This is a genomic window from Corynebacterium sp. P3-F1 (assembly GCF_030503635.1).
Taxonomy (GTDB): Bacteria; Actinomycetota; Actinomycetes; order Mycobacteriales; family Mycobacteriaceae; genus Corynebacterium.
Map to the genome: position 1 here is coordinate 1,385,496 of NZ_CP129965.1, position 21,808 is coordinate 1,407,303.

Here is a 21,808-nt window from a genome sequence, read left to right on the forward strand (position 1 = left end):
TGCCCGATCGCGGTCTGACCCACGGTGGGTGTCGCGGGCGCCTAGTAGGGTGAAACCGTGGCTTTGTACCGGAAGTATCGCCCAGCCTCGTTCGCCGAGATGATTGGGCAGGAGCAGGTGACGCGCCCGTTGTCCACGGCGCTGGACAACGGGCGGGTCAACCACGCTTATTTGTTCTCGGGGCCGAGGGGGACGGGCAAGACGTCGTCGGCACGAATCTTGGCGCGTTCGCTGAACTGTGTCGAAGGACCGACGTCGACGCCGTGCGGGGTGTGCCCGTCGTGCGTCGCGCTCGCGCCGGGCGGGCCGGGCAACCTGGACGTCACGGAGATGGACGCCGCGTCGAACGGCGGTGTCGACGAGATGCGTGAGCTGCGCGAACGTGCGTATTTCGCGCCGGCGGAATCACGGTACCGCGTGTTCATTATCGACGAGGCCCACATGATCACAGGCGCGGGCGCGAACGCCCTGTTGAAGATCGTGGAGGAGCCGCCGGAGCACCTCGTGTTCATTTTCGCGACGACGGAGCCGGAGAAGATCATCGGCACGATCCGCTCGCGCACGCACCACTACCCGTTCCGCCTGCTCACGCCTCAGGCGATGCGCCAGCTCGTCGAGCGCACGGTTGCGGCGGAAGGCGTCACGGTCGACGAGGACGTCTACCCATTGGTCATCCGCGCGGGCGGAGGATCGCCGCGTGACACACTGTCGATTTTGGATCAGCTGCTCGCAGGAGCCGGCCCCGACGGATTGACGTATGAGCTCGCGTTGCCGCTTCTCGGGGTCACCGATCTTTCGCTTATCGACGCAACGGTGGATGCCCTCGCTGCCCGCGATGCTGCCGCGCTGTTCCAGGCTGTCGACGATGTCATTGAGGCGGGCCACGAGCCCCGCCGCTTCGCCGTTGACCTGCTCGACCGTCTGCGCGACCTGATGATCATTCACGCGGTGCCGGATGCTTTCGGCCAAGGGCTCGTCGATGCCCCCACGGACCGAGCTGAGATCCTCGCGGCTGAGGCCGACAAATTCCCGGGCAACCAGCTCGCCGCCCTAGCCACCGAGGTCAACGAGCGCATCACCTCCCTGCGTGGCGCGACATCTCCGCGCTTGCTCCTGGAGATCATGATGGCCCATCTTCTCGGCGTGGCCACCGGTACGCAGGCACCAGCCGCCGTTGCCGGCCTCACCGAGATCCAAGACGCAGCAGCAGAAGCAACTGGAATGGGCGATCAGCCCCGTGGAGCGGCAGCGGCGCTCGCGGCAGCTGCCGCCGTTCAGGCCACCGCTAATGTGACCTCCCAGTCGACACCCGCTCCGCGCGAGGCACCGAAAAAGAAGCCAGAGCGGCCGCACCCGCAGCCGCAGCTCCAGCAGGAGCCTGCCCCCCAGCCGAGACGCCAACCCGAGGCTCCGGAGGAGACTTCCCGACCTGAGCCATCATCACCGGCGAAGGAACAGGTGCCAGCGGAACGGCAGCAGCCTGGGCGGTTCCAGCAGTCAGAGCAGCAGGAGAAACCACAGCAGAAGGCCTCCGAGCCGGTTGCCGCAGTAGAGACAGCCGAGGACGCACATTCCGCCTCTGGTGCAGAGGGCGAATCCGGTGCCGATGTCGATCCCACGGCGCTCATGGAACGCATCCGGAAGGAATGGATCACTCTGCGGCAGTCAGTCGGTGAGCGCAACAAGGTCGCGGAAATCATGTTGACCGAGGCCCAGCCGCTGGGAATGGAGGGAACGACTCTCGTCGTCGGCCATAACACTGGTGCACTCGCGAACAGCATCAACTCACAGCACAACAACGACGATATTGCCGCGGTCCTGACCGAGAAGCTCGGCACCGAGATCGCGGTGCGCTGTGTGGTGGGTACTGACCCAAAAGCCGCGGGCTTTGAGGCCCCCACGCGTGAGCCGCGCGTGTGGAGCCCGCCTCGGACTCATCCTGAGCCGGATCCTGGAGTATCAGCCGCCCCCTCGGGGACGGAAACGCCGCGGGAGGAGGCAAACGCTGCCGTAGGCAGTTCGGATTCCCCGGGAGATGCCCCTACACCCAGCGAAGACACTGGTGACGAGCCGTACGCTGCCGACGGCGCTGAACCGGGCGAACCGACCCCGACGAGTGACGGTTCGGTATCGGCCGAGACCGAACCCGTGACACCTGAACCGGCTCCGGCCCCGGTGCAGTACGACCCGTGGGGGACAACGCCCGCGACGGCGGCCACAGATGATGGTGACCCGGATGCTGGGGTGGCCCGGAGCGCCGGGGAACCAGGTGATTCCCAGTCCAGGCCGGAGTCCCGAAACGATGCCTCCGTCCGCGGGGCCGATACTGCGGCGGCAGTGGCCGAGAAACGCCAGCCCGGGGTCGGGCCGAACACCGGATTCGGCGGGGGAACGAGCTTCAGCAGCGGGGTACCGCTGCCGCCGGAACCGGAAGATGAACCGCCGGCGGAAGAGGAAACGGCGCCGTACTCGCGCGAGGATGAAGAGCGGGACATGGTTGACCAGTCCCAGGAGGAAGGCACTTTCGACCGCCGTAACCCAACTGAGGTGGCAATGGATCTGCTGGCGGAAGAGTTGGGCGCACGGCCATTGTAAGCGCTCGGTACACTAGTCGGCGGACGCGGCCGATATTGACAGTCGCGTGAAAAATCATTATTCAAGCGTTCAAGAAAGGTCAACGACCAATGACTCAGCCCGATCAGAACGGTATGCCCGACATGCAGGAACTCATCCGCCAGGCGGCTGAGGTTCAGGCTCAGATCCAGCGCGCGCAGGAGGAGATCCTCGCCGCATCCGTGCAGGGCACCGCTGGCGGCGGTCTGGTGAACATCACCATGACCGGTGGAGCGGAGATCACCGACCTCTCCATTAGCCCGGAGGCAGTTGACCCGGAGGACGTGGAAACGCTCCAGGACCTCATTCTTGCCGCCTACCGTGATGCCCACACGAAGGCCGGCCAGCTCGCACAGGAGAAGATCGGCCCGCTGACCCAGCAGGCTCCGGGTGAGGGCAACGACTTCACCCAGATGTTCGGCGGAAACTAGTCCCGCCCTATGTTTGAAGGCCCTCTCCAGGACCTCATCGACGAGTTCTCCCGCCTCCCCGGAGTGGGACCGAAAAGCGCTCAGCGCATTGCGTTCCACCTGCTGAAGACGGACCCGGACGATATCGACCGTCTGCGCAGCGCGCTCGGCGCGGTGCGTGACGGTGTCACGTTCTGCCGGATTTGCAACAACGTGTCGCGTGAGGAGGTATGTCGCGTCTGCGCAGACAGCGGACGTGATGCGGGCCTCATCTGCGTCGTTGAGGACGCGAAGGATATCCAGGTCATTGAGCGCACCGGGGAATATTCAGGGCGGTACCATGTGCTCGGCGGAGCGCTCGATCCGCTGGCGAATGTGGGACCGAAAGACTTGGCTATTTCCTCCCTACTGCAACGAATCGGCGGCGTTCTGCCTGACCGGGACGGTGACGATGCGCCGGACATCCACGAGGTTATTCTGGCCACGGACCCCGACACCGAGGGGGAGGCGACAGCGTCTTACCTGGCACGTTTGCTCAAGGATTTCCCGGATTTGACCATCTCGCGCTTGGCATCGGGAATGCCCCTCGGAGGCGACTTGGAGTTCGTCGACGAACTCACGCTCTCCCGTGCGTTGACGGGACGCCTGCAGCTCTAGCGGCCCATGCGCTCGAGGCGCAGGCGGTCGACCACCGGCAGCTCCAACGGCTCGAGGTCGGACAGAGCAACGCCCATGGCCTGGGCGAGAATCAGGTCGGCCAACTCAGGGTTGCGGGCGAGCGCTGGCCCGTGCATGTAGGTGGCAATGACGCTGCCCTGCACGGCCCCTTCGTGGCTCTGCCCGTTCGCGGCGCCGAAATCCGCGTTGCCGCCGTTGCCTTGCCCGGCTGTCACGGTGCCCAGCGGGGAGGCGTCGGTGCCGAGGACGGTGCCACCCAGGTGATTCTCGAACCCGCTGAGCGGCTGAGTCAGGTGCTTCGCCACTCCGGCTTTGACAGGGGTGGAGGCGACTTCACCGATGGCGCGGGAGGGCAGGGGGGTAGTTGTGGCGTCGATAAGCGAGAGGCCTTGGACCTGTTTGCCCTGGGCGTGGAAGCTTTCGCCGAGGACTTGGAGCCCGGCGCACACCGCGAAGATCGGGCGGCCGTTCGCTGCGGCGCGGATCAGGCCCTTGTCGGCGCACAGGTGTTCAGCGGCGAGCACCTGTGCGCTGTCTTCGCCGCCGCCGAGTGTGTACGCCGCGAGGTCCTCCGGCACTGCTTCCCCGAGCTTGATGGGCAGGATCTCTGCGTTGATGCCGCGCATACGGGCGCGGCCGCGGAGAACGAGAGCGTTGCCGTCGTCGCCGTACGTGCCCAGCACGTCGGGGAGAACAAGGCCGATTGTGAGCGTGTCAGCCATGGGAGACCTCTTTCTCGAGCGCTTTCTTCAGATTCAGCAGCGCGGTGTAGTTCGCCAGCACCTCGACGCGCCCGGGCGGGCAGTCGGCGATGGCCTTGAGCGGGTCGTGGATGAGCTCGTGCTCGACACCGGCGTATAGCAACCGGACAGCGAGATCGGTGCCGCGTTCGCCGGAGGCTTTGACGGCGATGCCCTCGAAGTCTTCGAAACGGACATCCCACAGCCAGGACAGGTCGGCACCGTCCCCTTCGTGTCCGTTGACGGCGATGACGAGGCCGTCGGCGTCGCGGTCGACCATGGACAGGGCTTCCTGCCAGCCGGCGGGGTTCTTCGCCAAGAGTAAGTGCACGTCGCGGCCGTTCCAGGGGATGGTGGTGTAGCGGCCCGCAACATCGTCGACACGCTCGGCCGCGCCTATCGCGTCCTGCTTATCGACGCCAAATGCCTCCACCGCCGCCGCGATCGCCTGGGCGGCATTGCCCCGGTTGGCTCGTCCCGGCAGCGCGAGGTTCAGCGGGAACGTCGTTCCGTCGGGGGCAGTCAGGCCCTCGTCGGTGATAGTCCAGTCGGGTGTGGGGCGGCGGAATTCGCGGCCGTCGTCTAGCGGTTTCGTGGCGTACCAGTCGTCGTCGGTGCGGACGATGTGGCCGGCGCCGCGCGGGTTGGACACGGAATCGCCCACCCAGCCCGGCCCGGCGGAGACCCACACCACATTCGGCGCGTCGAAGGCGACCGAGGTGACCAGCACGTCGTCGCAGTTCGCGATAACGGTCATGTCCGGGTGCGCTTCCACCGCACCGCGGAGGGCGCGTTCGATGGAGTTGATCTCGCCGACGCGGTCGAGCTGGTCGCGTGTGAGGTTCAGCAGCACGAGAGCCGTCGGGTTCAGCTTGTCCGCCACTGCGGGCACATGCAGTTCATCGACCTCGAGCACTACATGCGACGCTTTCTCCCCGGCGAGGAGTGCGGAGATGATCCCGGCGTCCATGTTGTCGCCGCCTTCGTTGGTGGCCACAGTGTGCTGCGACCCGATCGCCCCAGCAAGCATGCGCGTCGTGGTCGATTTGCCATTGGTGCCGGTGACCAGCACAGACGGGCGGCCGCCGCCGAGCTGTTCCAAGATCCCGGGGTCGATCGCGCCGGCCACTAAGCCGCCGATCATTCCGCCGGCGCCGCGGCCTGAAGCCCGCGAAGCCTTTGTGGCCAGCTTCGCTGCGGTCACCGCCGCGGTACTGCGCAGGCGCTTGAACACGCCTGCCTGGCCCGCCCGGTTCTGCGAACCGGAACCGGTTGTGCTCGAATTCATGGGCTAAACCCTAGACCATCAGGCCGTCACGATGGTTCAGGAGCGCGTCAGCGGCCGCGTGCGTCGCGCGCCGCGTCCGCAGCGTCGAGAAACTGCTCGTCAGTGAGCAGCGGTATGCCTTTACGTTGTGCGTGCATCGCCTTTCCGCGCAGGTCGGCCGGGTCGCCGGTCGCGTTGGTGACAACGAGCGATGTTTCACGGGTGAGCTTCTCCGCGTAGTTCATTTCCAAATCGAGGATAGCCTGAATCAGTTCGTCGTGGTCGGTGCGGATGTCATCGGAGACAACGACTTCCATGCCCGGCCGCAGTCCGGATTTATCGGTGAACTGGCCGGGATTGCCATGCTGCGCAGGCGCTTTCTCCGCGTCCACGCGCAGTTGCGAACGCTGCAGGCTAAAACGGTCGGGAGCAAGGGAGTCGGTGGTGCGGGTGTCCAGCGGCCCCGCTTCAGAAAGCGCCAGGAACAACCCCACCAAAGCGAGGGTGCGCTCGCGCGACGTTTCTTCCTCTGGCTGCGCCGCGCGTTGGGCGGAGGCTTCGGCAGGCGGCACAGACACGCCGGAGAGGGAGGCGACGGCTTCGAGGCGTTCGTCGATAAGCACTGCACCCTGCTTGCGTGCGGACGCCAGCGTATCCACGATCGCCTCCGGACGCGGCACATGCCCCACCCGCTGCCTGCGGCGGCCTTGACGACGGTTCCGCGACCGATTCGCCCGCGCCGCGGCATTCATTGCGCGCCGCGCCTCCGACACAATGAAGCCCCACACGAGCGGTGCGTCGTGGACAACGAGGGTGCGGCCGTCGATGAATCGGTCTAGCTTTTTCAGGTGACGGGAAAATTTCGCGGCGCGCTCGAAATCGTTGCGCCGCACACCATGGGTGTGCATCGGGCCGGGATCTCCGCCGACGTTGAAAACAGCGTGAAATTCTTCCCCGACCACACCGGAATCGTCGAACGCGACGCCGTCCAACGTGATTAGGCGGCCGCTGCTCGGGTGGATATTCGTGGTCTGCGCTGTGAACGCGGCAAACGGGAACTGCTGCGTCAGGCTCGGTTCCTGCGGAGTTGACTGCGCAGGGCCAGGTTCGTGCTTCGTCTCCGATCCTTCAGGCCGCCCTGGCTGGGAAGTAGGCCCGGAAACAGGTCCGGAGTCTCGGGGAGTGGGGGTGTCGTTTTTTACCATTGGAGTTCAAAAATCGGTTGAGGTGGAGGCAGATCGTCGCTAGCGCCGCCGGCATGGCCACCGCCGTTGTCCACACCTGTGTCTGTGCCGCGCTCCGGGTGAGAAGGCGCGGGTCCTGGTACCGGCGCCTGATGCGGGCCGGGATCCGGGGCTGCAGGAGCTGGCGGGGCTGGTGCCGGTGCCTGGTTCGGGGCAGGGACGTGAGCCGAAGGGGGGCTGTGGGGTTGAAGGGGCCCAATCACCACCGCCGGTGTGTTGCACGGCGAAAGATCAGCGCGACCGCTGTCAGCGTCGTGCTTGGTCATGCTGATCTCCTCAGGTTCAACTCATTACATTTCTTGAGAAGAGTAGTACTGACCGGCGAAATTAATCCAGTGCACGGTTGACCGCGGACACCATTGCCTTGATGGAGGCGCGCGTCGTCGAGCTCGCGACGCCCACGCCCCACGCGGTAGTGCCGTTGACCTCGCTGTAAATGAAGCAGGCCGCGTCCGCGTCGCGGCCCGACGTGCGGGCCTGCTGGCGGTAGTCCTTGACCTCGTAGTCCAAGCCCAGCGAACGCAGAGCGTCCGCGAAAGCCGCGATCGGGCCGTTGCCCGCGCCCGTGATCTCGCGCTCGGTGCCCTCGAAGACGACCGTCGCCGCGACCTGCGCCTCGTCGTCGTCTGTCTCCGCGGCGTCGACGTGCAGGTTCGTCAGCTCCAGGTGGCTGTCCAGATCGAGGTACTCGCCGGCGAAGATATCCCACATGTTCTTAGAGTTGACCTCGCCGCCCTCGGAGTCCGTGATCGCCTGCACGGTCGAGGAGAACTCCGCCTGCATCTCCTTGGGCAGGTTGATACCGTGGTCCGTCTTCATGATGTAGGCGACGCCGCCCTTACCGGACTGGGAGTTGACGCGGATGACAGCCTCGTAATCGCGTCCCACGTCCTTCGGGTCGATGGGCAGGTAGGGGACCTCCCAGACGGTCTCGCGCAGCTCCTCCCATGCGACATCGGTGGAGTTCGCGTCGGGGCGCACCTTCTGTGCCAGCGCGTCGAGGCCCTTGTTGATGGCGTCCTGATGTGAACCAGAGAACGCCGTGAACACCAGCTCGCCGGCGTACGGGTGGCGCTCCGGAACGCGCAGCTGGTTGCAGTACTCCACCGTCTCGCGGATGCCGGCGATGTCGGAGAAGTCGATCTGGGGGTCCACGCCCTGGGTGAGCATGTTCAGGCCGAGCGTGACCAGGTCGACGTTGCCGGTGCGCTCGCCGTTGCCGAACAGGCAGCCCTCGATGCGGTCCGCGCCGGCCAGGTAGCCCAGCTCGGCTGCCGCGATTCCCTCGCCGCGGTCGTTGTGCGGGTGCAGCGACATGATGATGGAATCGCGCTTGGCGAAGTTCCGGTGCATCCACTCAATCGAGTCCGCGTAGACGTTCGGGGTGATCATCTCCACCGTCGCCGGCAGGTTGATGATCATCGGGTTATCCGGCGTGGCTTCCATGATGTCCACCACCGCGTCGCACACGTCGATCGCGAAGTCCAGTTCCGTGCCGGTGAAGGACTCCGGCGAGTATTCCCAGCGCCAGTGGGTGTCCGGGTAGTCCTTCGCCACCGTCTTGATCAGCTCAGCAGCGTCGGTGGCCAGCTTCTTAATAGCGTCGCGGTCCTTGCGGAACACTACCTCGCGCTGCAGCTTCGAGGTGGAGTTGTAGAAGTGCACGATCACACGCGGCGCCCCGGCGCACGCCTCGAAGGTGCGGCGGATCAGGTGTTCGCGCGCCTGCACCAGCACCTGGATGGTCACATCCTCGGGGATCATGTCCTCTTCGATGATCTCGCGCACAAAGTCGAAATCGGTTTGGGAGGCGGACGGGAAGCCGACCTCGATCTCCTTGTAGCCCATCTCAACGAGCAGGTTGAACATGCGTCGCTTGCGCTCCGGGCTCATTGGGTCGATCAAGGCTTGGTTGCCGTCGCGCAGGTCCACTGCGCACCACTGCGGGGCGACAGTGATCTTCTTGTTCGGCCAAGTGCGGTCCGGCAGGGTGATGTCTTCTACCTCTTTCGCGAACGGCAGGTAGCGGTCGAAAGGCATTTGGGAGCCCCGCTGCGTGTTCCACGCCGGCTGGCCCTCGTTGCGGGGGCCGTTCGGCTTACGGGTTTCAGCGGGGGCTGCAATGTGGGCGTCTGACGGAGTCATGGCTTTGAAGTCCTTTTCACGGGTTCGGGTGCAGAAAATGGGAATCGCACGGCCGGCATGCCTGACTCCGCGACGGGGCGCCGGCCGTGAATGTGTGGCCTAGAACCCGCCGCGGCGCAGAAGTAGGGCAGCTCCTGGAAGGGTGCACTTCGCCGTGGTTGCCAATGACATGCCTCACATCCTAACCGCGGTGTGTCACGGTGCAACCTCGGGGGCGGTCACGCGCTTCGTTGCGCGTAGAGAGGCGGTGTCAGCTGCAGCTATACGGATTTGCGCGACAGGAAGAAGGTAGCCACGAACATGGCCACCACAGCCAGCGCCATCAAAGCCCATCCCCACACCGTGGTCACCGTGAACGTCTCACCCAGCAGAGTCATGCCCAGCGAATATGCGAGCAGCGGCTCGAAAATCTTCATCGCCGGCAGCGACCGGGACAAATTGCCGGCACTGAACGCATATTGCTGCACGATCGTGCCCACCACAGCAGCGGCGAGCAAGGCGTACAGCGGCCACGTGGTCACCAGTTCCACGATGCCGCCGCGTACGAAGGCATCCACCGCCGTCTTGGAGAACACCGCCAGATAGCCGAAGATCGCGCCGCAGATCGCACCCAGCAGAAACGCGCGCATGACAGACCCCTGCCGTTTCGCCGCGAAGGCTGTCACGACCATCACGACCACTCCCGCGCCCAGCGCAATAAGCCATTCGCTTAACGACGCCTCCCGTGCCCCCGGCTCCGGCTTACCCAGCACCACGAGCACGCCGACCGCCACAGTGAGCACTGTGGCCCAGAATGTCTCATCCAGTTCCATGCGCTGCTGCTCCACCCGCGCCGACAGAAGCAGTGTGAGCAGAAGCGACAGAACCAGAACCGGTTGCACGACCAGCAGGGTGCCAAATGCCAGGGCCACCGCCTGAAAGCCGTACGCCACCCACGCGAGTGACAACGACAACCACCACGTCGGACGCTTGATCGCGCCGATTGCCCCCGCTGAACTCTGTCGCACAGGCTGATCCGCCGGATCATCCGGCAGCTCTTCCCGCCACTCTGCCTGTCGTCGCCGCTGCTCATCGTTGTAGCGCAGCACGATCTGGTGGCGCCAGACTGTGCCGATCGCGATCGTCAGCGCTGAAGCGAACGCGAAAAGGACGGCGAGGGCATTGTTGTGCACCCGGCTCATAGTAGTGGGCCCAAGGAGTGCAATTTAATGGCGGGATTTCCCCTTTCCTACGGGTATCCTGTTTCACACAGCATGACCGCGTGACAATCGTCAGACACCGAAAGGCGGACCAGGGTGGCACTGATCGTCCAGAAATACGGCGGATCCTCGCTTGAGAGCGCGGAACGAATTCGTGCCGTCGCGGAACGTGTCGTGGCCACCCACAAGGCCGGCAACGATGTCGTGGTTGTCTGCTCCGCGATGGGCGACACTACAGACGAGCTGCTGGACCTCGCCGCCCAGGTCAACCCGACTCCGCCGCCGCGGGAGATGGACATGCTGCTCACAGCCGGTGAGCGCATCTCTAACTCGCTGGTGGCCATGGCCATTGCGGGTCTGGGCGCGCCGGTGCAGTCCTTCACCGGCTCCCAGGCCGGTGTGATCACTACTGAGCGCCACGGCAACGCCCGCATCCTCGAGGTCACCCCGGGCCGCGTGCAGGAAGCCATTGACGCCGGAAAGATCGCCATTGTCGCTGGCTTCCAAGGCGTTAACCGGGACACGCGTGACGTGACCACCCTGGGGCGCGGCGGATCCGACACCACCGCTGTGGCGCTCGCCGCGGCGCTGGGGGCGGACGAGTGCGAGATCTACTCCGATGTGGATGGCGTGTACAGCGCCGACCCCCGCATCGTCTCCGACGCGAAGAAGCTCGACCATCTCTGCTTCGAGGAGATGCTCGAGCTCGCGGCGTCTGGGTCGAAGATTCTGGTGCTGCGCAGCGTCGAGTACGCCCGCGCATTCAACGTTCCCATGCGAGTACGCTCGTCTTACAGCAACGATCCCGGCACTCTCGTGTCCGGAGCGATGGAGGATATCCCCATGGAAGAAGCAGTCCTGGTCGGTGTCGCCACCGACGATTCCGAAGCAAAGATCACCGTGTTCGGCATCCCGGACGTGCCAGGTGAAGCCGCCAAGGTCTTCCGCGCGCTGGCGGACGCCGAGATCAACATCGACATGGTCCTGCAAAACACCTCTACGCAGGACGACAACACCACCGACATCACCTTCACGCTCCCGATCGCCGACGGTCCGCGCGGTATGGAGCTGCTCACCAACCTGGTCAACAGCGAAGGCTGGCAGGACGTCACCTACAACGACGAGATCGCCAAGGTCTCGCTCGTCGGTGCTGGTATGAAGTCTCACCCGGGCGTCACCGCCGACTTCACGGAGGCGCTGCGCGACAAGGATGTCAACATCGGCATGATGAACACCTCGGAGATCCGAATTACCGCCGTTGTCCGCCGTGCCGACATGGCTGAAGCCGCCCGCGTCATCCACGAGAAATTCGATCTCGGAGGCGGCGAGCCCGCCGTCGTGTATGCGGGTACCGGACGCTAGGGCGCCACACGCGGCGCACAGACGCGAAAACTAGATTGGAGCGAGTTTCATGACCACCGTCGCAATTGTCGGAGCCACTGGCCAGGTCGGGCGCGTAATGCGCGAGATCCTTCAGGAGCGCGAATTCCCCGCGGATAACGTGCGTTTCTTCGCGTCGCCGCGCTCGGCGGGCAAAGAGCTAGAATTCCGCGGCGAGACGATCGTCGTCGAGGATCTCACCCAGGTCACGGTCGATTCGGTGGGCGACGTCGACATCGCGCTGTTCTCCGCCGGCGGCTCCACCTCGAAGGAATGGGCCCCGGTCTTCGCGGAAGCCGGTGCCACGGTCGTGGACAACTCCTCTGCGTGGCGCAAGGACCCGAACGTGCCGCTCATCGTCTCCGAGGTCAATCCGGATGCCGCCCGCGCTTTGAAGAAGGGCATCATCGCGAATCCGAACTGCACGACGATGGCGATCATGCCCGTAGCCTCAGCGCTTAACGACGCAGCCTCGCTCACCACCCTCCGCGTTGCCTCCTACCAGGCGGTGTCCGGTTCTGGGCTGGCCGGCGTGGAAACGCTGGCCAAGCAGGTCGTCGAAATCGGCGATCGAAATGTGGAACTCACCCACGACGGCTCCGTTCTCGCCCCTGCCGACCTCGGCCCCTACGTCAGCCCCATCGCGTTCAACGCCCTGCCGATGGCTGGAAACTTCGTCGATGACGGCACCAATGAGACCGATGAAGAGCAGAAACTTCGCAACGAATCCCGCAAGATCCTCGGCCTGCCCGACCTCAAGGTCTCCGGCACCTGCGTCCGTGTCCCTGTGTTCACCGGCCACACGATGGTGGTCCACGCCGAGTTCGAGCGACCCATCACACCCGACGAGGCTGCGGAGGTGCTCCGTAGCGCCCCCGGCGTTTCCGTCGTCGACGTCCCCACACCGCTCATGGCCGCCGGCAAGGACGACTCCTACGTCGGCCGCATCCGCCAGGACCAGACCGTCGACGGCGACCGCGGCCTCATCTTCGTCGTCTCCGGCGACAACCTCCGCAAGGGCGCCGCGCTGAACACTATCCAGATCGCGGAGCTGCTGGTCTAGCCTTCACTCTTGGGCGTGCCGTTGCGCCTAGTCCCGGTTTCACCTGTGCCTGAGCTCGGTCCGGACCACGCACCGCGCCCGGTTTCCTCTGTCGCCTCCGCCCCCGCGACGAGGTCGCGGCGAGCGCGCGCGACCCGCGATCTGATCGTGCCCACACGAACATTGGCGATCTTCGCCGCCTCCTCGTAGGTGTACCCCAACACTTGGGTGAGGATGAGGGCTTCGCGGCGCTCGGGCGCGAGGGCGTCGAGAAGCTCGCGTGCATCCATTACCTCCGACCAAGTGTTCGGGTTGTCGCGGCTCGGCTGCTGCGCCGCCACATCGTCGTACTCCGCAGCCGCCTTGCGAGGCCGCGCCATATCGTGGCGCACTGAATCCACCCACGCGCGGCGCGCCAACGACAGCAACCACGTCCGCGCGCTCGAGCGTGCCGCGAAGCGGGGGAGCGCCCCGAGCACCCGCAGATACGTTTCTTGCGTCAGATCATCCGCCTGCTCCCGTCCCGCCAAGTGAGCGAGCAAACGCCACACGTCGTCGTGGGTGACACGGATGAACTCGGACAACGCTTCCTTGTCACCGCGGCCGGCGCGCAGCGCCAAGTCCGTGACATAAGCATCGTCCCTTTTATTCACGAGTGCAGAGGTTACCAGCAGGAAGACCCTCCACCTGCGAATGAGCGCCGGCTGAAACAGTCGACCTGACAACGCGCTGCCCAGGCGCTGGAACGCAGGTCAAACTAAGGAATGAGTTAGGGCGTACTTGCTTGAAGCCCATGTGGGGTGTGCGTAGTGTCGGGAGCATCAGCGAAATAACCTGATTTATCGAGGAGGGCCATCGAATGGCTGACAACAATCCCGCAGAAGAAATTGTGAAGAAAGGCGAGCGCGCTGCCGGTAACGGCAAGACCACTCGCCTGGGCGGCCAGCCGGTTGCTTCGGAGAATATCTCCGTCACCGCCGGCCCGCAGGGTCCGAACGTGCTCGACGACATTCACCTCGTCGAAAAGCTGGCTCACTTCAACCGCGAGAACGTTCCGGAGCGCATCCCGCACGCCAAGGGCCACGGTGCTTTCGGTGAGCTGCACATCACCGAGGACGTGTCCAAGTACACCAAGGCGAAGCTGTTCCAGAAGGGCACCGTGACCCCGATGGCTGCCCGCTTCTCCACCGTTGCTGGTGAGGCTGGCTCCCCGGACACCTGGCGCGACGTCCACGGTTTCGCGCTGCGTTTCTGGACCGAGGACGGCAACTACGACATCGTCGGTAACAACACCCCGACGTTCTTCCTCCGCGATGCCGTTAAGTTCCCGGACTTTATCCACTCCCAGAAGCGTGACCCGCGCACCGGTCTGCGCTCCGACGAAATGCAGTGGGACTTCTGGACCCGCACCCCGGAGTCCGCTCACCAGGTGACCTACCTCCTCGGTGACCGCGGCACCCCGAAGACCTCCCGCCACCAGGACGGCTTCGGCTCCCACACCTTCCAGTGGGTCAACGAAGAGGGCGACGCCGTCTGGATCAAGTACCACTTCAAGACCCGTCAGGGTTGGGAGTGCTTCACCGACGAAGAGGCAGGCAAGATGGCCGGCGAGAACGCTGACTACCACCGCCAGGACCTGTTCGAGGCAATCGAGCGCGGCGACTACCCGATCTGGGACGTCAAGGTCCAGATCATGCCGTTCGAGGATGCCGAGAACTACCGCTTCAACCCGTTCGACCTGACCAAGACCTGGTCCCAGAAGGACTACCCGCTGGTCGACGTCGGCTACTTCGTGCTGAACCGCAACCCGAAGAACTACCACGCTCAGATCGAGCAGCTGGCTCTGGACCCAGCCAACATCGTCCCGGGTGTCGGCCTGTCTCCGGACCGCATGCTGCAGGGCCGTGTGTTCGCATACGCCGACCAGCACCGCTACCGCATCGGACCGAACTACAAGGACCTTCCGGTCAACCAGCCGATCACGCCGGTGAACACCTACGCAGAGCGTGGCCCGATGGCGTACTTCTTCAACAACGAGGGTGAGCCGAACTACAGCCCGAACAACACTGAGAAGGGTGCCGGTTACCTGGATAACGGCGAGGACTCCTCCTCCAACCACACCACCTACGGCCAGGCTCACGACCTCTACGTGAACCCGGACCCGCACGGCACCGACCTCGTCCGCGCCGCTTACGTCAAGCACGCTGAGGACGACGACTTCGGCCAGGCAGGCACCCTGTACCGTGAGGTCTTCGATGATGCCGCCCGTGAGCGCTTCATCAACAACGTCACCAACAAGATGCTGCCGATCCAGGACAAGGATGTCGAGGAGCGCACCTTCGCCTACTGGGGCAAGGTCGACGCTGACCTCGAGCCGAAGCTCCGCGAGGTCCTGGCCAAGAAGCGCGAGGATGCCGCTAAGGACTCCGAAGAAGAGGTCTCCTTCAACGGCTAATCACGGCTAGAGGCTTATCGACGTTTGTCGATGCTTATCGGCCTGCGGGGCACACCACAGTTCCCCCGTAGGCCAGAGCCTGAAGCCTGAGCCCGGCTGAGCTTCGATCAGCTACACGGCGAACCCCGCCGACGAGTCTCACCCAGAGAACGCCGGCGGGGTTTGTCATGCGCGCTCCCGCCTACTCTCCGATAACCGAGCCTCGGCCGGTCCGCCGGTCCGCCCACGCCGCGGTGCCGCTCCCAGATGACCGCTCCGCTCCGCACCGCCCGTCTGGCCTTCGCCTGTGGTGGCGTTTGATGCCAACACAAATGCAGCTACCAACTCGCAGCTAAACGGCCTTTTGAAGCCTTTAGCTGCAACTTGGTAGCTGCATTTAGGAGATTGCTTCCAGCTCTGCCTTGGCTTGGTCCGTTCCGCAAAGCCAAATCCAAGTAGCTGGATTTGGGGGAAGAGACGAACGCGGCCACTTCCGAGCTCGAGCTCTGGCGGCTAACTGGGGCTCGCTAGATCAGTTCGCTGCCTGACCTTCTGCCTGATCTTCAGCGGACTGCTGACGAATCACTGCTGAACGTGTATCGACGACCGTCACGCCGTGAATTGAGCGGCCCATGATGAACGAGCCGACGGAGCCGACAATCCACACACCCAGAATGGCGATGACGGCGCGGATAAAGTCGCCGGCGTTGAAGCCTACCGTAGCCCAGTCGGCGGTGAGCTTGGCCAGGATCAGTGCAGGGAAAGCAATGCACACCAGCGGCCCTATGAGGTTGACTCGGGTGAGTGCGTCGGGGGCACGGAGCTGGAGGATGAGGGTCGCGACCGTCATGAAGACGGCGAGGAACACAAAGATGAGAACGATGATCTGCCAGATGGCCATTAGCGGCGCCCCCTGGAAATGATGCGGGACATGGACAGGGTCGGGATCACGCCGCACACGAGCGCGGCGAGGATGGCGATCTCGTACCCGATGAACGTGTTGTTGAACAGTGTCCACATGAAGTAGAGACACACCATCGAGTAGAAAATGAAGTCTGCCAGCACGGCTCGGGTTAGTTCGTCTTTGGAGCGCAGGATGGCGAGAAGTCCAATGACCAGGCATATGGCCATGATGCCGATGCAAACGGTGAGGATGGTGGTGAACGTCGAATCAAACATGGCGCTTAGTTCCTCTCTTTCGCGGCACGTGCGGCGCGGCGTTCGCGGCGCTTGCGGGCCAGGCGTTCACGTCGGGCACGGTCGGCGGCGTCGACGGGGTCGACGGCATCCGGATCGACACGGTCGCGCAGGTCCTCGTAGGGCTCCCACAGGACCAGCGACGGGTCGAGGGGAGTCTTTTTGACGCGCGGGGCGACGTGCTCTTCCATGTCGGCTAGGCCCGCGACGATGTCCTCGGGGTTGGAGCCGAAAGCGGACTGGACGAGCATGACGCGCGGCTTGCCGGGGATATTGTCGCGGAAGCCCATTGCCAAGGTCGACGGGGTGGCGGTGACGGAGGTGGAGAACCAGAACAGTTCCCAGTCGCCGTCGATACGCAGCGGGTAGTAGATGACGATCGGCTCAATCCCAGTGTTCGGCCGAAACGCGGCGAAGGCGGTGGAGAAGCCGGCGACGATGATCTCTTTGACGATCCAGAAGAAGTAGCCGATGGCATGCAGGATTGTCTTCATTACTGGCCCCCTTGCAGGCTAGCGGTGTCCGGCACGCCGATCGGGTCGGGGCCGAGGACGGCGGAGGTGTAGGAGGGGACGTCGAGAAGCGCGTCGACGGAATCCGTCGCGGCGCCCCACAGTGGTCCGGCGGCGACGAACATGCCCAAGGAGATGAGCATCAGGCTTGCCGACGGCGCCAGCAACGCCCCACGCACCCTCAGGTTCTCCGGGAAACGTTGCATCGGGCGGCCCCAGAACACTTCCTGCCACACGCGGAACATGGCCAGCATGGCGCCGAAGGAGGCGATGATGATCGCCGCGATGACCACCCACGAGCGGGCATCGCCGCCGCGGGCGGCTGCGAACACGATGGTGAGCTTGCCCCAGAGACCGGAAAACGGCGGGAAGCCGATCACGGAGAAGGCACCGGCGGCGAAGATGGCAGCTGTCCACTTGTCGCGGCTCATCAGACCGGAGAGCTTGCTCAATGTGCCGGTGCCGTACGTTTCCTCGATCGCACCGGCGTTGAGCGTGAGCGCGGCGATGGTGATCATGTGGTGCAGTGTGTACATGAGGCCGGCGGCGAGCGCGTAACGCGGATCATCCTGGGTGAATGCGAGCATGACCAGGATGAACGGCATGCCGTTGACCATCTGGTAGCCCAGCACCTGGCGGATAGACGACTCCGCGAGGCCCGCGAAGGCGCCCACCAGCATGGACACGACCATCACGGCGATGATCAGCCAGTTCCAGCGCGCATCCATGTCGAAGATGACGACCCAGATGCGGAACAGCATGTACACCGCGACCTTCGTGTGCAGGCCGGAGAACAGGCCCATCACTGCGGCGCTTGTCGACGTATACGTGCGCGGCAGCCATGTGTGCAGCGGGAACACAGCGGCTTTGGCGCAAATGGCGGCCACCACGATCGCCATGGCGACTGTGACTGGACCGTTGCCGGCTGCAGCACCCTGCAGCGCGCCGATGTTGACTGCGCCGGTGACGGCGTAGACGTAGCCGACACCCATGACCAGGAAGGTCGATGCGGCGAGGTTGACCAGAACGAATAGGCGTGCCGACTGGAGGCGGTGCCGCGTGCCAGTCATGGCGATCAGGCCGTAGGACGGCAGGAGCATGACCTCGATCATGACGAAGAAGTTGAACAGATCTGCCGTGAGCAGGGCACCGGAGACACCGGTGAGCAGCACCAGGGTGAGCGGGGTGTAGTACCGCGCTTGTGTTTCACCCGAGATGATGGCGAACCAGTTGGACACCAGTGCGACCAGCATCGTGGTGATCAGCATGATCGCCGAGAACTGGTCGCCGGCAAACGAGATACCCGCTCCGCCCTGGTAGAGGCCGATCACGTGGCCGATCGTGCCGTGCTCGGCGGTGTAGGCGTAGAGCCAGATGCCGCCGGCAAGGTTGATCGCCGGGATGATCAGGCCCAGAGCGCTGTTGAGCGCGCGGGAGGGAGACAGCGCTGTCACCGCCGCGACGATGAGCGGCAGAGCGACGAAAACGGGGAGGATAGCGTCGGGAGCCATTAGCCGCGCACCCCCCTGCGGGCCTTGCGGCCGGCTGTGGTGAGGGCGTGCGGGCCGATCTTGGCGGCTTGTTCCGCGTCGAGAATGTTGTCGATGGTGTCGTCGTCGCGGCCGAGCGCGGCGAGCAGGAGCAAGATGGTCGTGGTGGCCATGGCGATCACGATGGCAGTCAGCACAAATGCCTGCGGCAGCGGATCAGCCATGTCACTGACGGGTGTTTGCGAGGGAAACGCCTCCCCGCGCCACGCGCCGTTACCTGCAGCGAGCAGCGTGAGGTTGCTGGCGTGGCCGAGCAGCGACATACCGAGGACGATGCGCACCATGCCGCGCTGCATGATCAGGTACACCGCCCCAGCGATGAGGATGCCGATAGTGGCTGCGTAGATCATTGTGCGCCTCCGTTCTTCACCGAGGTGTTAGCCGAAGTGTGGTTGGTGGGTGAGCTCCCGCGCGAAGGATTTCCGCGCGCACCGGAGATGACTGCACGCGCCAGATCCACCGGCTCGGATGCGGGGTTGATCGGTTGCGGGCGTGGGTCGACTCCGTACTCGCCGGTGGGTCCCACGGGGATCTCCGGCAGAGGGTTCTCGCTCTCGCGGAGGTAATCCAGTTGTTCGCGGTCCGCGCCGGGGCGGAGGTAGCCGCCCATACCGTTGATGGCCATGGTGAGCATGCCCAGAACGGCGAGGTAGATGCCGCCGTCAAAGATGAGCGAGGTGGTGAGGTGCTCCCCGGCGATCTCGCCGTGGATGGCGTAGAGGAAACCGCCCTCGACAAGGCCGAGGAAGCCAGAGGAGATAGCCACGATGATGCCGATGCCGGCCAGGTAGATCGGGGTCTTCTCGCCGACCGCGTTGGCGTCGGAGCCTTGCGAGAGGTAGCTCAGGACGAACGCTGTTGCCAGCACCAGCGCGGCGATGAAGCCGCCGCCCGGCGCGGTGTGGCCGCGGAAGAAGATAAGCACGGACAGGACAATCAGCACCGGGATGATCAGCTTGGTCACCTTGCGCAGCGGTAGGGTGTTCAGTCGCGATTGGCCGAACGGTGCCGGGCGGGTGCCCTCCTGGAAGTCGTGGCGCGGCACCGACGAGGTCACGGCTGCAATGACCACAGCGGCCATGCCCAGAACGGAGAGCTCGCCGAGGGTATCAAAGCCACGGAACTCGACGATGATCACTGCCACGATATTGTCGGCACCGGTGGCCAGACCGCCTTCCTCGAGGTACCACATGGCCAGGTCGGAGCGCTCGCGGCGGCCCGTCAGAGCGTAGACGCCGGCGAAAGCCACCAAGCCGGAGATGACCGCGAAAACCGCGGAGAGCGCCTTGCGCTTCGAGGACACATCCGGGAAAAGACTCGGTTGGTAGCGCAGCACCATCATGATCACCACGACGGTGAGCGCCTCCACGGTGAACTGGGTCAGCGCCACGTCCGGCGCGCCGAGCAGCAGCATCTGCAGGCTCACTCCGACACCCACGGTGCCGAGCAAGATCGCCGCGGTCATGCGCTTCGGGGTCACAACCATTCCGATCACGGACACCGCGATGATTGCCAGCGGGATCAGGTCCCAGTAGTTTGTCAAGCCGTCGGTTCGCGTGGCGGGGACCACTCCGTCGACACCGCTGGTGAACAGGATGGTCGACAGACCGAGCAGAACCAGCACACCGACCAACCACTTGAGGTGGCGGGACGGGTTGTACGTGTTCGCCATGGCGCCTGCACCGCGTCCGAAGCGGGTGGAGCCGTCGACGATCATGCGCAAAATCTCGTTGCCGGTGTACGGCAGCAGCATCTTGTTTTCCAGTGCCTCGTACACCGGCTTGCGCACGAAGATGAATGCGATGCCCGCCACCAAGACCAGCGCGGAGACGATGAACGGCCACGTCACGCCGTGCCAGAGAGCCAGGTGGGACTCGAAGGAGTCGTCCCCGGTGATGGAGTGGACGGCGCGGGTGACGGGCGCGTCGATAAGCGGGAACCCGAAGACGACCGGGACGGACATGAGGCCGGGGAGCGCCGCCGGCAGCCAGAGCGACACGGGTGCTTCGTGGACGTCGCTCATGTCGCGTTCGCCGTCGAGGAACGCGCCGAACACGATCTTTGCGGAGTAGACGAATGTGAGGAAGGCCGCGATGCCGGCGAGAACCAGGAGGAACGCGCCGTACTGGGTGGAGTGGAACGCCTCCAGGATTGACTCCTTGGACACGAAGCCGAACAGCGGCGGAACCGCAGCCATCGAGGCCGCCGCAACGACGACAGACGCGAACGTGAACGGCATCTTGTCGTAGATTCGGCCGAGGCGGCGGATGTCGCGGGTGCCGGTCTCGTGGTCGATCACACCGATGAGCATGAACAGCGAGGACTTGAACAGCGCGTGCGCGAGCGTGTGTACGAGAGCCGCGGCGTAAGCGGCGGGGGTGCCCACGCCGATGGCCGCGACGATCCAGCCTAAGTGGGAGACCGTCGAGTAAGCGGTGAGGTGCTTCAGATCGGTCTTAGTGATCGCGAACAACGCCGACATCAGTGCCGTACCCAAGCCGAAGGTGACCAGGATCAGGTTCCAGGTGGGGTTCGAGCCGAAAATGGTGGAGAAGCGCAGAAGCAGGTAGACACCGGCCTTGACCACCGCGGCGGCGTGCAGGAACGCGGACACCGGCGTCGCGGCGGCCATCGCTTCCGGCAGCCAGAAGTGGAACGGGAATTGCGCGGCCTTGGTGAAGCCCGAGAACGCCAGCAGGACAGCCACGGTGGTGGTCAACTGCGGGTTAGCAGCCCACACATCGGAGGAGAGGATGCCGTCGAGCTGCGTCGTACCCGTGTTCACCGCCGCGATCGCCAGTGCGGCCAGCAGCGTCAGGCCGCCGAAGAACGTCAGCGCGAGCGTACGGAACGATCCCGCCTCGCCCGACGATCCCGAACGCGCGATGAGCAGGAACGACGCGATGGACACCAGCTCCCAGCCGATGAAGAGCACCACGACATCGCTGGCCGTGACCAGCAGCAGCACCGACAGCGAGAACGCCGTCATGATGGTGTAGAAGCTGGTGTTTCCGTCGCGTGCCGGTAGGTACGCCGCGGAATACAGCATCACCACGCCGCCAATGCCGAGCGCGAGCAATGCGAAGAATAAGCTCAGCCCGTCCGCGCGCATTCCGAGCTCCACGACGCTGCCTGGGCCTAGCAAGTCGTTCGCCCACGTGATTGAGAAGGTCGGCACCGCACCGCCCCGCGCCGCGTTGGCGAGGATGCCCGCCGCGACGAAGTACACTGGGCCGGTCACCCACCCCGCCCGACGGTCGATTGCGCGCACCAACACGGGGGATAGCACCACAGTCGCAGCGACTAGCCCGAAGACCAAGAGAAGAGCCATATGTGCTCCAGCCTGTGTAGTGGTTGGCAAACACGTTAAGGGTAACAGGAAAACGCATTGTGTCTG

The 21,808-nt window shown here is 64.6% G+C and carries 18 protein-coding genes; 6 read left to right on the plus strand and 12 right to left on the minus strand.

Annotation, left to right across the window (positions count from 1 at the left end):
* The first annotated feature begins 57 nt into the window (after window positions 1–57).
* From QYQ98_RS06510 to recR, 3 genes are all read left to right on the plus strand, one after another.
* Entirely contained in the window at window positions 58–2,595 is a 2,538-nt protein-coding gene (locus QYQ98_RS06510; protein ID WP_302006079.1) for a DNA polymerase III subunit gamma and tau, read from the plus strand.
* Window positions 2,596–2,684: 89 nt separating this feature from the next.
* Window positions 2,685–3,044, plus strand: a complete 360-nt coding sequence (locus QYQ98_RS06515; protein WP_302006080.1) for a YbaB/EbfC family nucleoid-associated protein — start codon at window positions 2,685–2,687, stop codon at window positions 3,042–3,044.
* Between the two features lie 9 nt (window positions 3,045–3,053).
* On the plus strand, window positions 3,054–3,680 hold the full coding sequence (gene recR / locus QYQ98_RS06520; RefSeq protein ID WP_302006081.1) for a recombination mediator RecR: 627 nt from the start codon (window positions 3,054–3,056) through the stop codon (window positions 3,678–3,680).
* Here the strand turns inward: recR and QYQ98_RS06525 are convergent.
* The 5 genes from QYQ98_RS06525 to QYQ98_RS06545 all read right to left on the minus strand — a co-directional run bounded on the left by QYQ98_RS06525 (window position 3,677) and on the right by QYQ98_RS06545 (window position 10,278).
* The gene (locus tag QYQ98_RS06525) at window positions 3,677–4,423 is read right to left on the minus strand and encodes a type 1 glutamine amidotransferase (protein WP_302006082.1); all 747 of its coding nucleotides are present in this window, start codon (window positions 4,421–4,423) and stop codon (window positions 3,677–3,679) included. The genes recR and QYQ98_RS06525 overlap by 4 nt on opposite strands.
* Complete coding sequence (locus tag QYQ98_RS06530; RefSeq protein WP_302006083.1) at window positions 4,416–5,729, minus strand: MurT ligase domain-containing protein; 1,314 nt, start codon at window positions 5,727–5,729, stop codon at window positions 4,416–4,418. The genes QYQ98_RS06525 and QYQ98_RS06530 overlap by 8 nt, the downstream gene beginning before the upstream one ends.
* 47 nt (window positions 5,730–5,776) lie before the next feature.
* Window positions 5,777–6,913, minus strand: coding sequence for a DNA polymerase III subunit epsilon (locus QYQ98_RS06535; protein WP_302006084.1), 1,137 nt, complete (start codon window positions 6,911–6,913; stop codon window positions 5,777–5,779).
* A gap of 366 nt (window positions 6,914–7,279) precedes the next feature.
* A complete protein-coding gene (gene leuA, locus QYQ98_RS06540) occupies window positions 7,280–9,097 on the minus strand; it encodes a 2-isopropylmalate synthase (protein WP_302006085.1) in 1,818 nt (605 codons plus the stop codon).
* A gap of 260 nt (window positions 9,098–9,357) precedes the next feature.
* On the minus strand, window positions 9,358–10,278 hold the full coding sequence (locus QYQ98_RS06545) for a DMT family transporter (RefSeq protein WP_302006086.1): 921 nt from the start codon (window positions 10,276–10,278) through the stop codon (window positions 9,358–9,360).
* A gap of 114 nt (window positions 10,279–10,392) precedes the next feature.
* Between QYQ98_RS06545 and QYQ98_RS06550 the strand changes: the two genes are divergently transcribed.
* A complete protein-coding gene (locus QYQ98_RS06550) occupies window positions 10,393–11,658 on the plus strand; it encodes an aspartate kinase (RefSeq protein ID WP_302006087.1) in 1,266 nt (421 codons plus the stop codon).
* 49 nt (window positions 11,659–11,707) lie between these two features.
* Window positions 11,708–12,739 carry an aspartate-semialdehyde dehydrogenase gene (locus tag QYQ98_RS06555; RefSeq protein ID WP_302006088.1) on the plus strand — a complete coding sequence of 344 codons (1,032 nt, stop codon included), beginning with the start codon at window positions 11,708–11,710 and terminating at the stop codon, window positions 12,737–12,739.
* Here QYQ98_RS06555 and QYQ98_RS06560 read toward each other — a convergent pair.
* Window positions 12,736–13,371: an RNA polymerase sigma factor gene (locus tag QYQ98_RS06560; RefSeq protein ID WP_302006089.1), complete on the minus strand. Its 636-nt coding sequence runs from the start codon at window positions 13,369–13,371 to the stop codon at window positions 12,736–12,738. The genes QYQ98_RS06555 and QYQ98_RS06560 overlap by 4 nt on opposite strands.
* 206 nt (window positions 13,372–13,577) lie before the next feature.
* Here QYQ98_RS06560 and QYQ98_RS06565 point away from each other — a divergent pair, with 206 nt between their 5' ends.
* Window positions 13,578–15,173: a catalase gene (locus tag QYQ98_RS06565; protein ID WP_302006090.1), complete on the plus strand. Its 1,596-nt coding sequence runs from the start codon at window positions 13,578–13,580 to the stop codon at window positions 15,171–15,173.
* 511 nt (window positions 15,174–15,684) lie between these two features.
* On the opposite strand, the gene QYQ98_RS06570 is transcribed toward QYQ98_RS06565, so the two are convergent.
* From QYQ98_RS06570 to QYQ98_RS06595, 6 genes are read right to left on the minus strand one after another with little or no spacing between them, the layout of a single operon-like run.
* A complete protein-coding gene (locus QYQ98_RS06570) occupies window positions 15,685–16,053 on the minus strand; it encodes a Na+/H+ antiporter subunit G (RefSeq protein WP_302006091.1) in 369 nt (122 codons plus the stop codon).
* Window positions 16,053–16,331 (minus strand): cation:proton antiporter, encoded by a 279-nt coding sequence (locus QYQ98_RS06575; RefSeq protein WP_302006092.1) that lies wholly within the window; start codon window positions 16,329–16,331, stop codon window positions 16,053–16,055. Before QYQ98_RS06575 ends, QYQ98_RS06570 begins: the two co-directional genes overlap by 1 nt.
* A 5-nt stretch (window positions 16,332–16,336) precedes the next feature.
* Window positions 16,337–16,843 (minus strand): monovalent cation/H+ antiporter subunit E, encoded by a 507-nt coding sequence (locus QYQ98_RS06580; protein ID WP_302006093.1) that lies wholly within the window; start codon window positions 16,841–16,843, stop codon window positions 16,337–16,339.
* Window positions 16,843–18,372 (minus strand): monovalent cation/H+ antiporter subunit D family protein, encoded by a 1,530-nt coding sequence (locus QYQ98_RS06585; RefSeq protein ID WP_302006094.1) that lies wholly within the window; start codon window positions 18,370–18,372, stop codon window positions 16,843–16,845. Before QYQ98_RS06585 ends, QYQ98_RS06580 begins: the two co-directional genes overlap by 1 nt.
* Complete coding sequence (locus QYQ98_RS06590) at window positions 18,372–18,761, minus strand: cation:proton antiporter subunit C (protein ID WP_302006095.1); 390 nt, start codon at window positions 18,759–18,761, stop codon at window positions 18,372–18,374. Before QYQ98_RS06590 ends, QYQ98_RS06585 begins: the two co-directional genes overlap by 1 nt.
* On the minus strand, window positions 18,758–21,742 hold the full coding sequence (locus QYQ98_RS06595) for a DUF4040 family protein (RefSeq protein ID WP_302006096.1): 2,985 nt from the start codon (window positions 21,740–21,742) through the stop codon (window positions 18,758–18,760). The genes QYQ98_RS06590 and QYQ98_RS06595 overlap by 4 nt, the downstream gene beginning before the upstream one ends.
* Window positions 21,743–21,808: the final 66 nt, after the last annotated feature.

Bases quoted from the DNA above. Each gene is read 5' to 3' on its own strand.
- QYQ98_RS06535 (WP_302006084.1), bottom strand. From the start codon at position 6,913: ATGGTAAAAAACGACACCCCCACTCCCCGAGACTCCGGACCTGTTTCC.
- QYQ98_RS06580 (WP_302006093.1), bottom strand. From the start codon at position 16,843: ATGAAGACAATCCTGCATGCCATCGGCTACTTCTTCTGGATCGTCAAA.
- QYQ98_RS06555 (WP_302006088.1), top strand. From the start codon at position 11,708: ATGACCACCGTCGCAATTGTCGGAGCCACTGGCCAGGTCGGGCGCGTA.
- recR (WP_302006081.1), top strand. From the start codon at position 3,054: ATGTTTGAAGGCCCTCTCCAGGACCTCATCGACGAGTTCTCCCGCCTC.
- QYQ98_RS06545 (WP_302006086.1), bottom strand. From the start codon at position 10,278: ATGAGCCGGGTGCACAACAATGCCCTCGCCGTCCTTTTCGCGTTCGCT.
- QYQ98_RS06525 (WP_302006082.1), bottom strand. From the start codon at position 4,423: ATGGCTGACACGCTCACAATCGGCCTTGTTCTCCCCGACGTGCTGGGC.
- QYQ98_RS06565 (WP_302006090.1), top strand. From the start codon at position 13,578: ATGGCTGACAACAATCCCGCAGAAGAAATTGTGAAGAAAGGCGAGCGC.
- QYQ98_RS06590 (WP_302006095.1), bottom strand. From the start codon at position 18,761: ATGATCTACGCAGCCACTATCGGCATCCTCATCGCTGGGGCGGTGTAC.
- QYQ98_RS06515 (WP_302006080.1), top strand. From the start codon at position 2,685: ATGACTCAGCCCGATCAGAACGGTATGCCCGACATGCAGGAACTCATC.
- QYQ98_RS06570 (WP_302006091.1), bottom strand. From the start codon at position 16,053: ATGGCCATCTGGCAGATCATCGTTCTCATCTTTGTGTTCCTCGCCGTC.
- QYQ98_RS06595 (WP_302006096.1), bottom strand. From the start codon at position 21,742: ATGGCTCTTCTCTTGGTCTTCGGGCTAGTCGCTGCGACTGTGGTGCTA.
- leuA (WP_302006085.1), bottom strand. From the start codon at position 9,097: ATGACTCCGTCAGACGCCCACATTGCAGCCCCCGCTGAAACCCGTAAG.
- QYQ98_RS06585 (WP_302006094.1), bottom strand. From the start codon at position 18,372: ATGGCTCCCGACGCTATCCTCCCCGTTTTCGTCGCTCTGCCGCTCATC.
- QYQ98_RS06575 (WP_302006092.1), bottom strand. From the start codon at position 16,331: ATGTTTGATTCGACGTTCACCACCATCCTCACCGTTTGCATCGGCATC.
- QYQ98_RS06530 (WP_302006083.1), bottom strand. From the start codon at position 5,729: ATGAATTCGAGCACAACCGGTTCCGGTTCGCAGAACCGGGCGGGCCAG.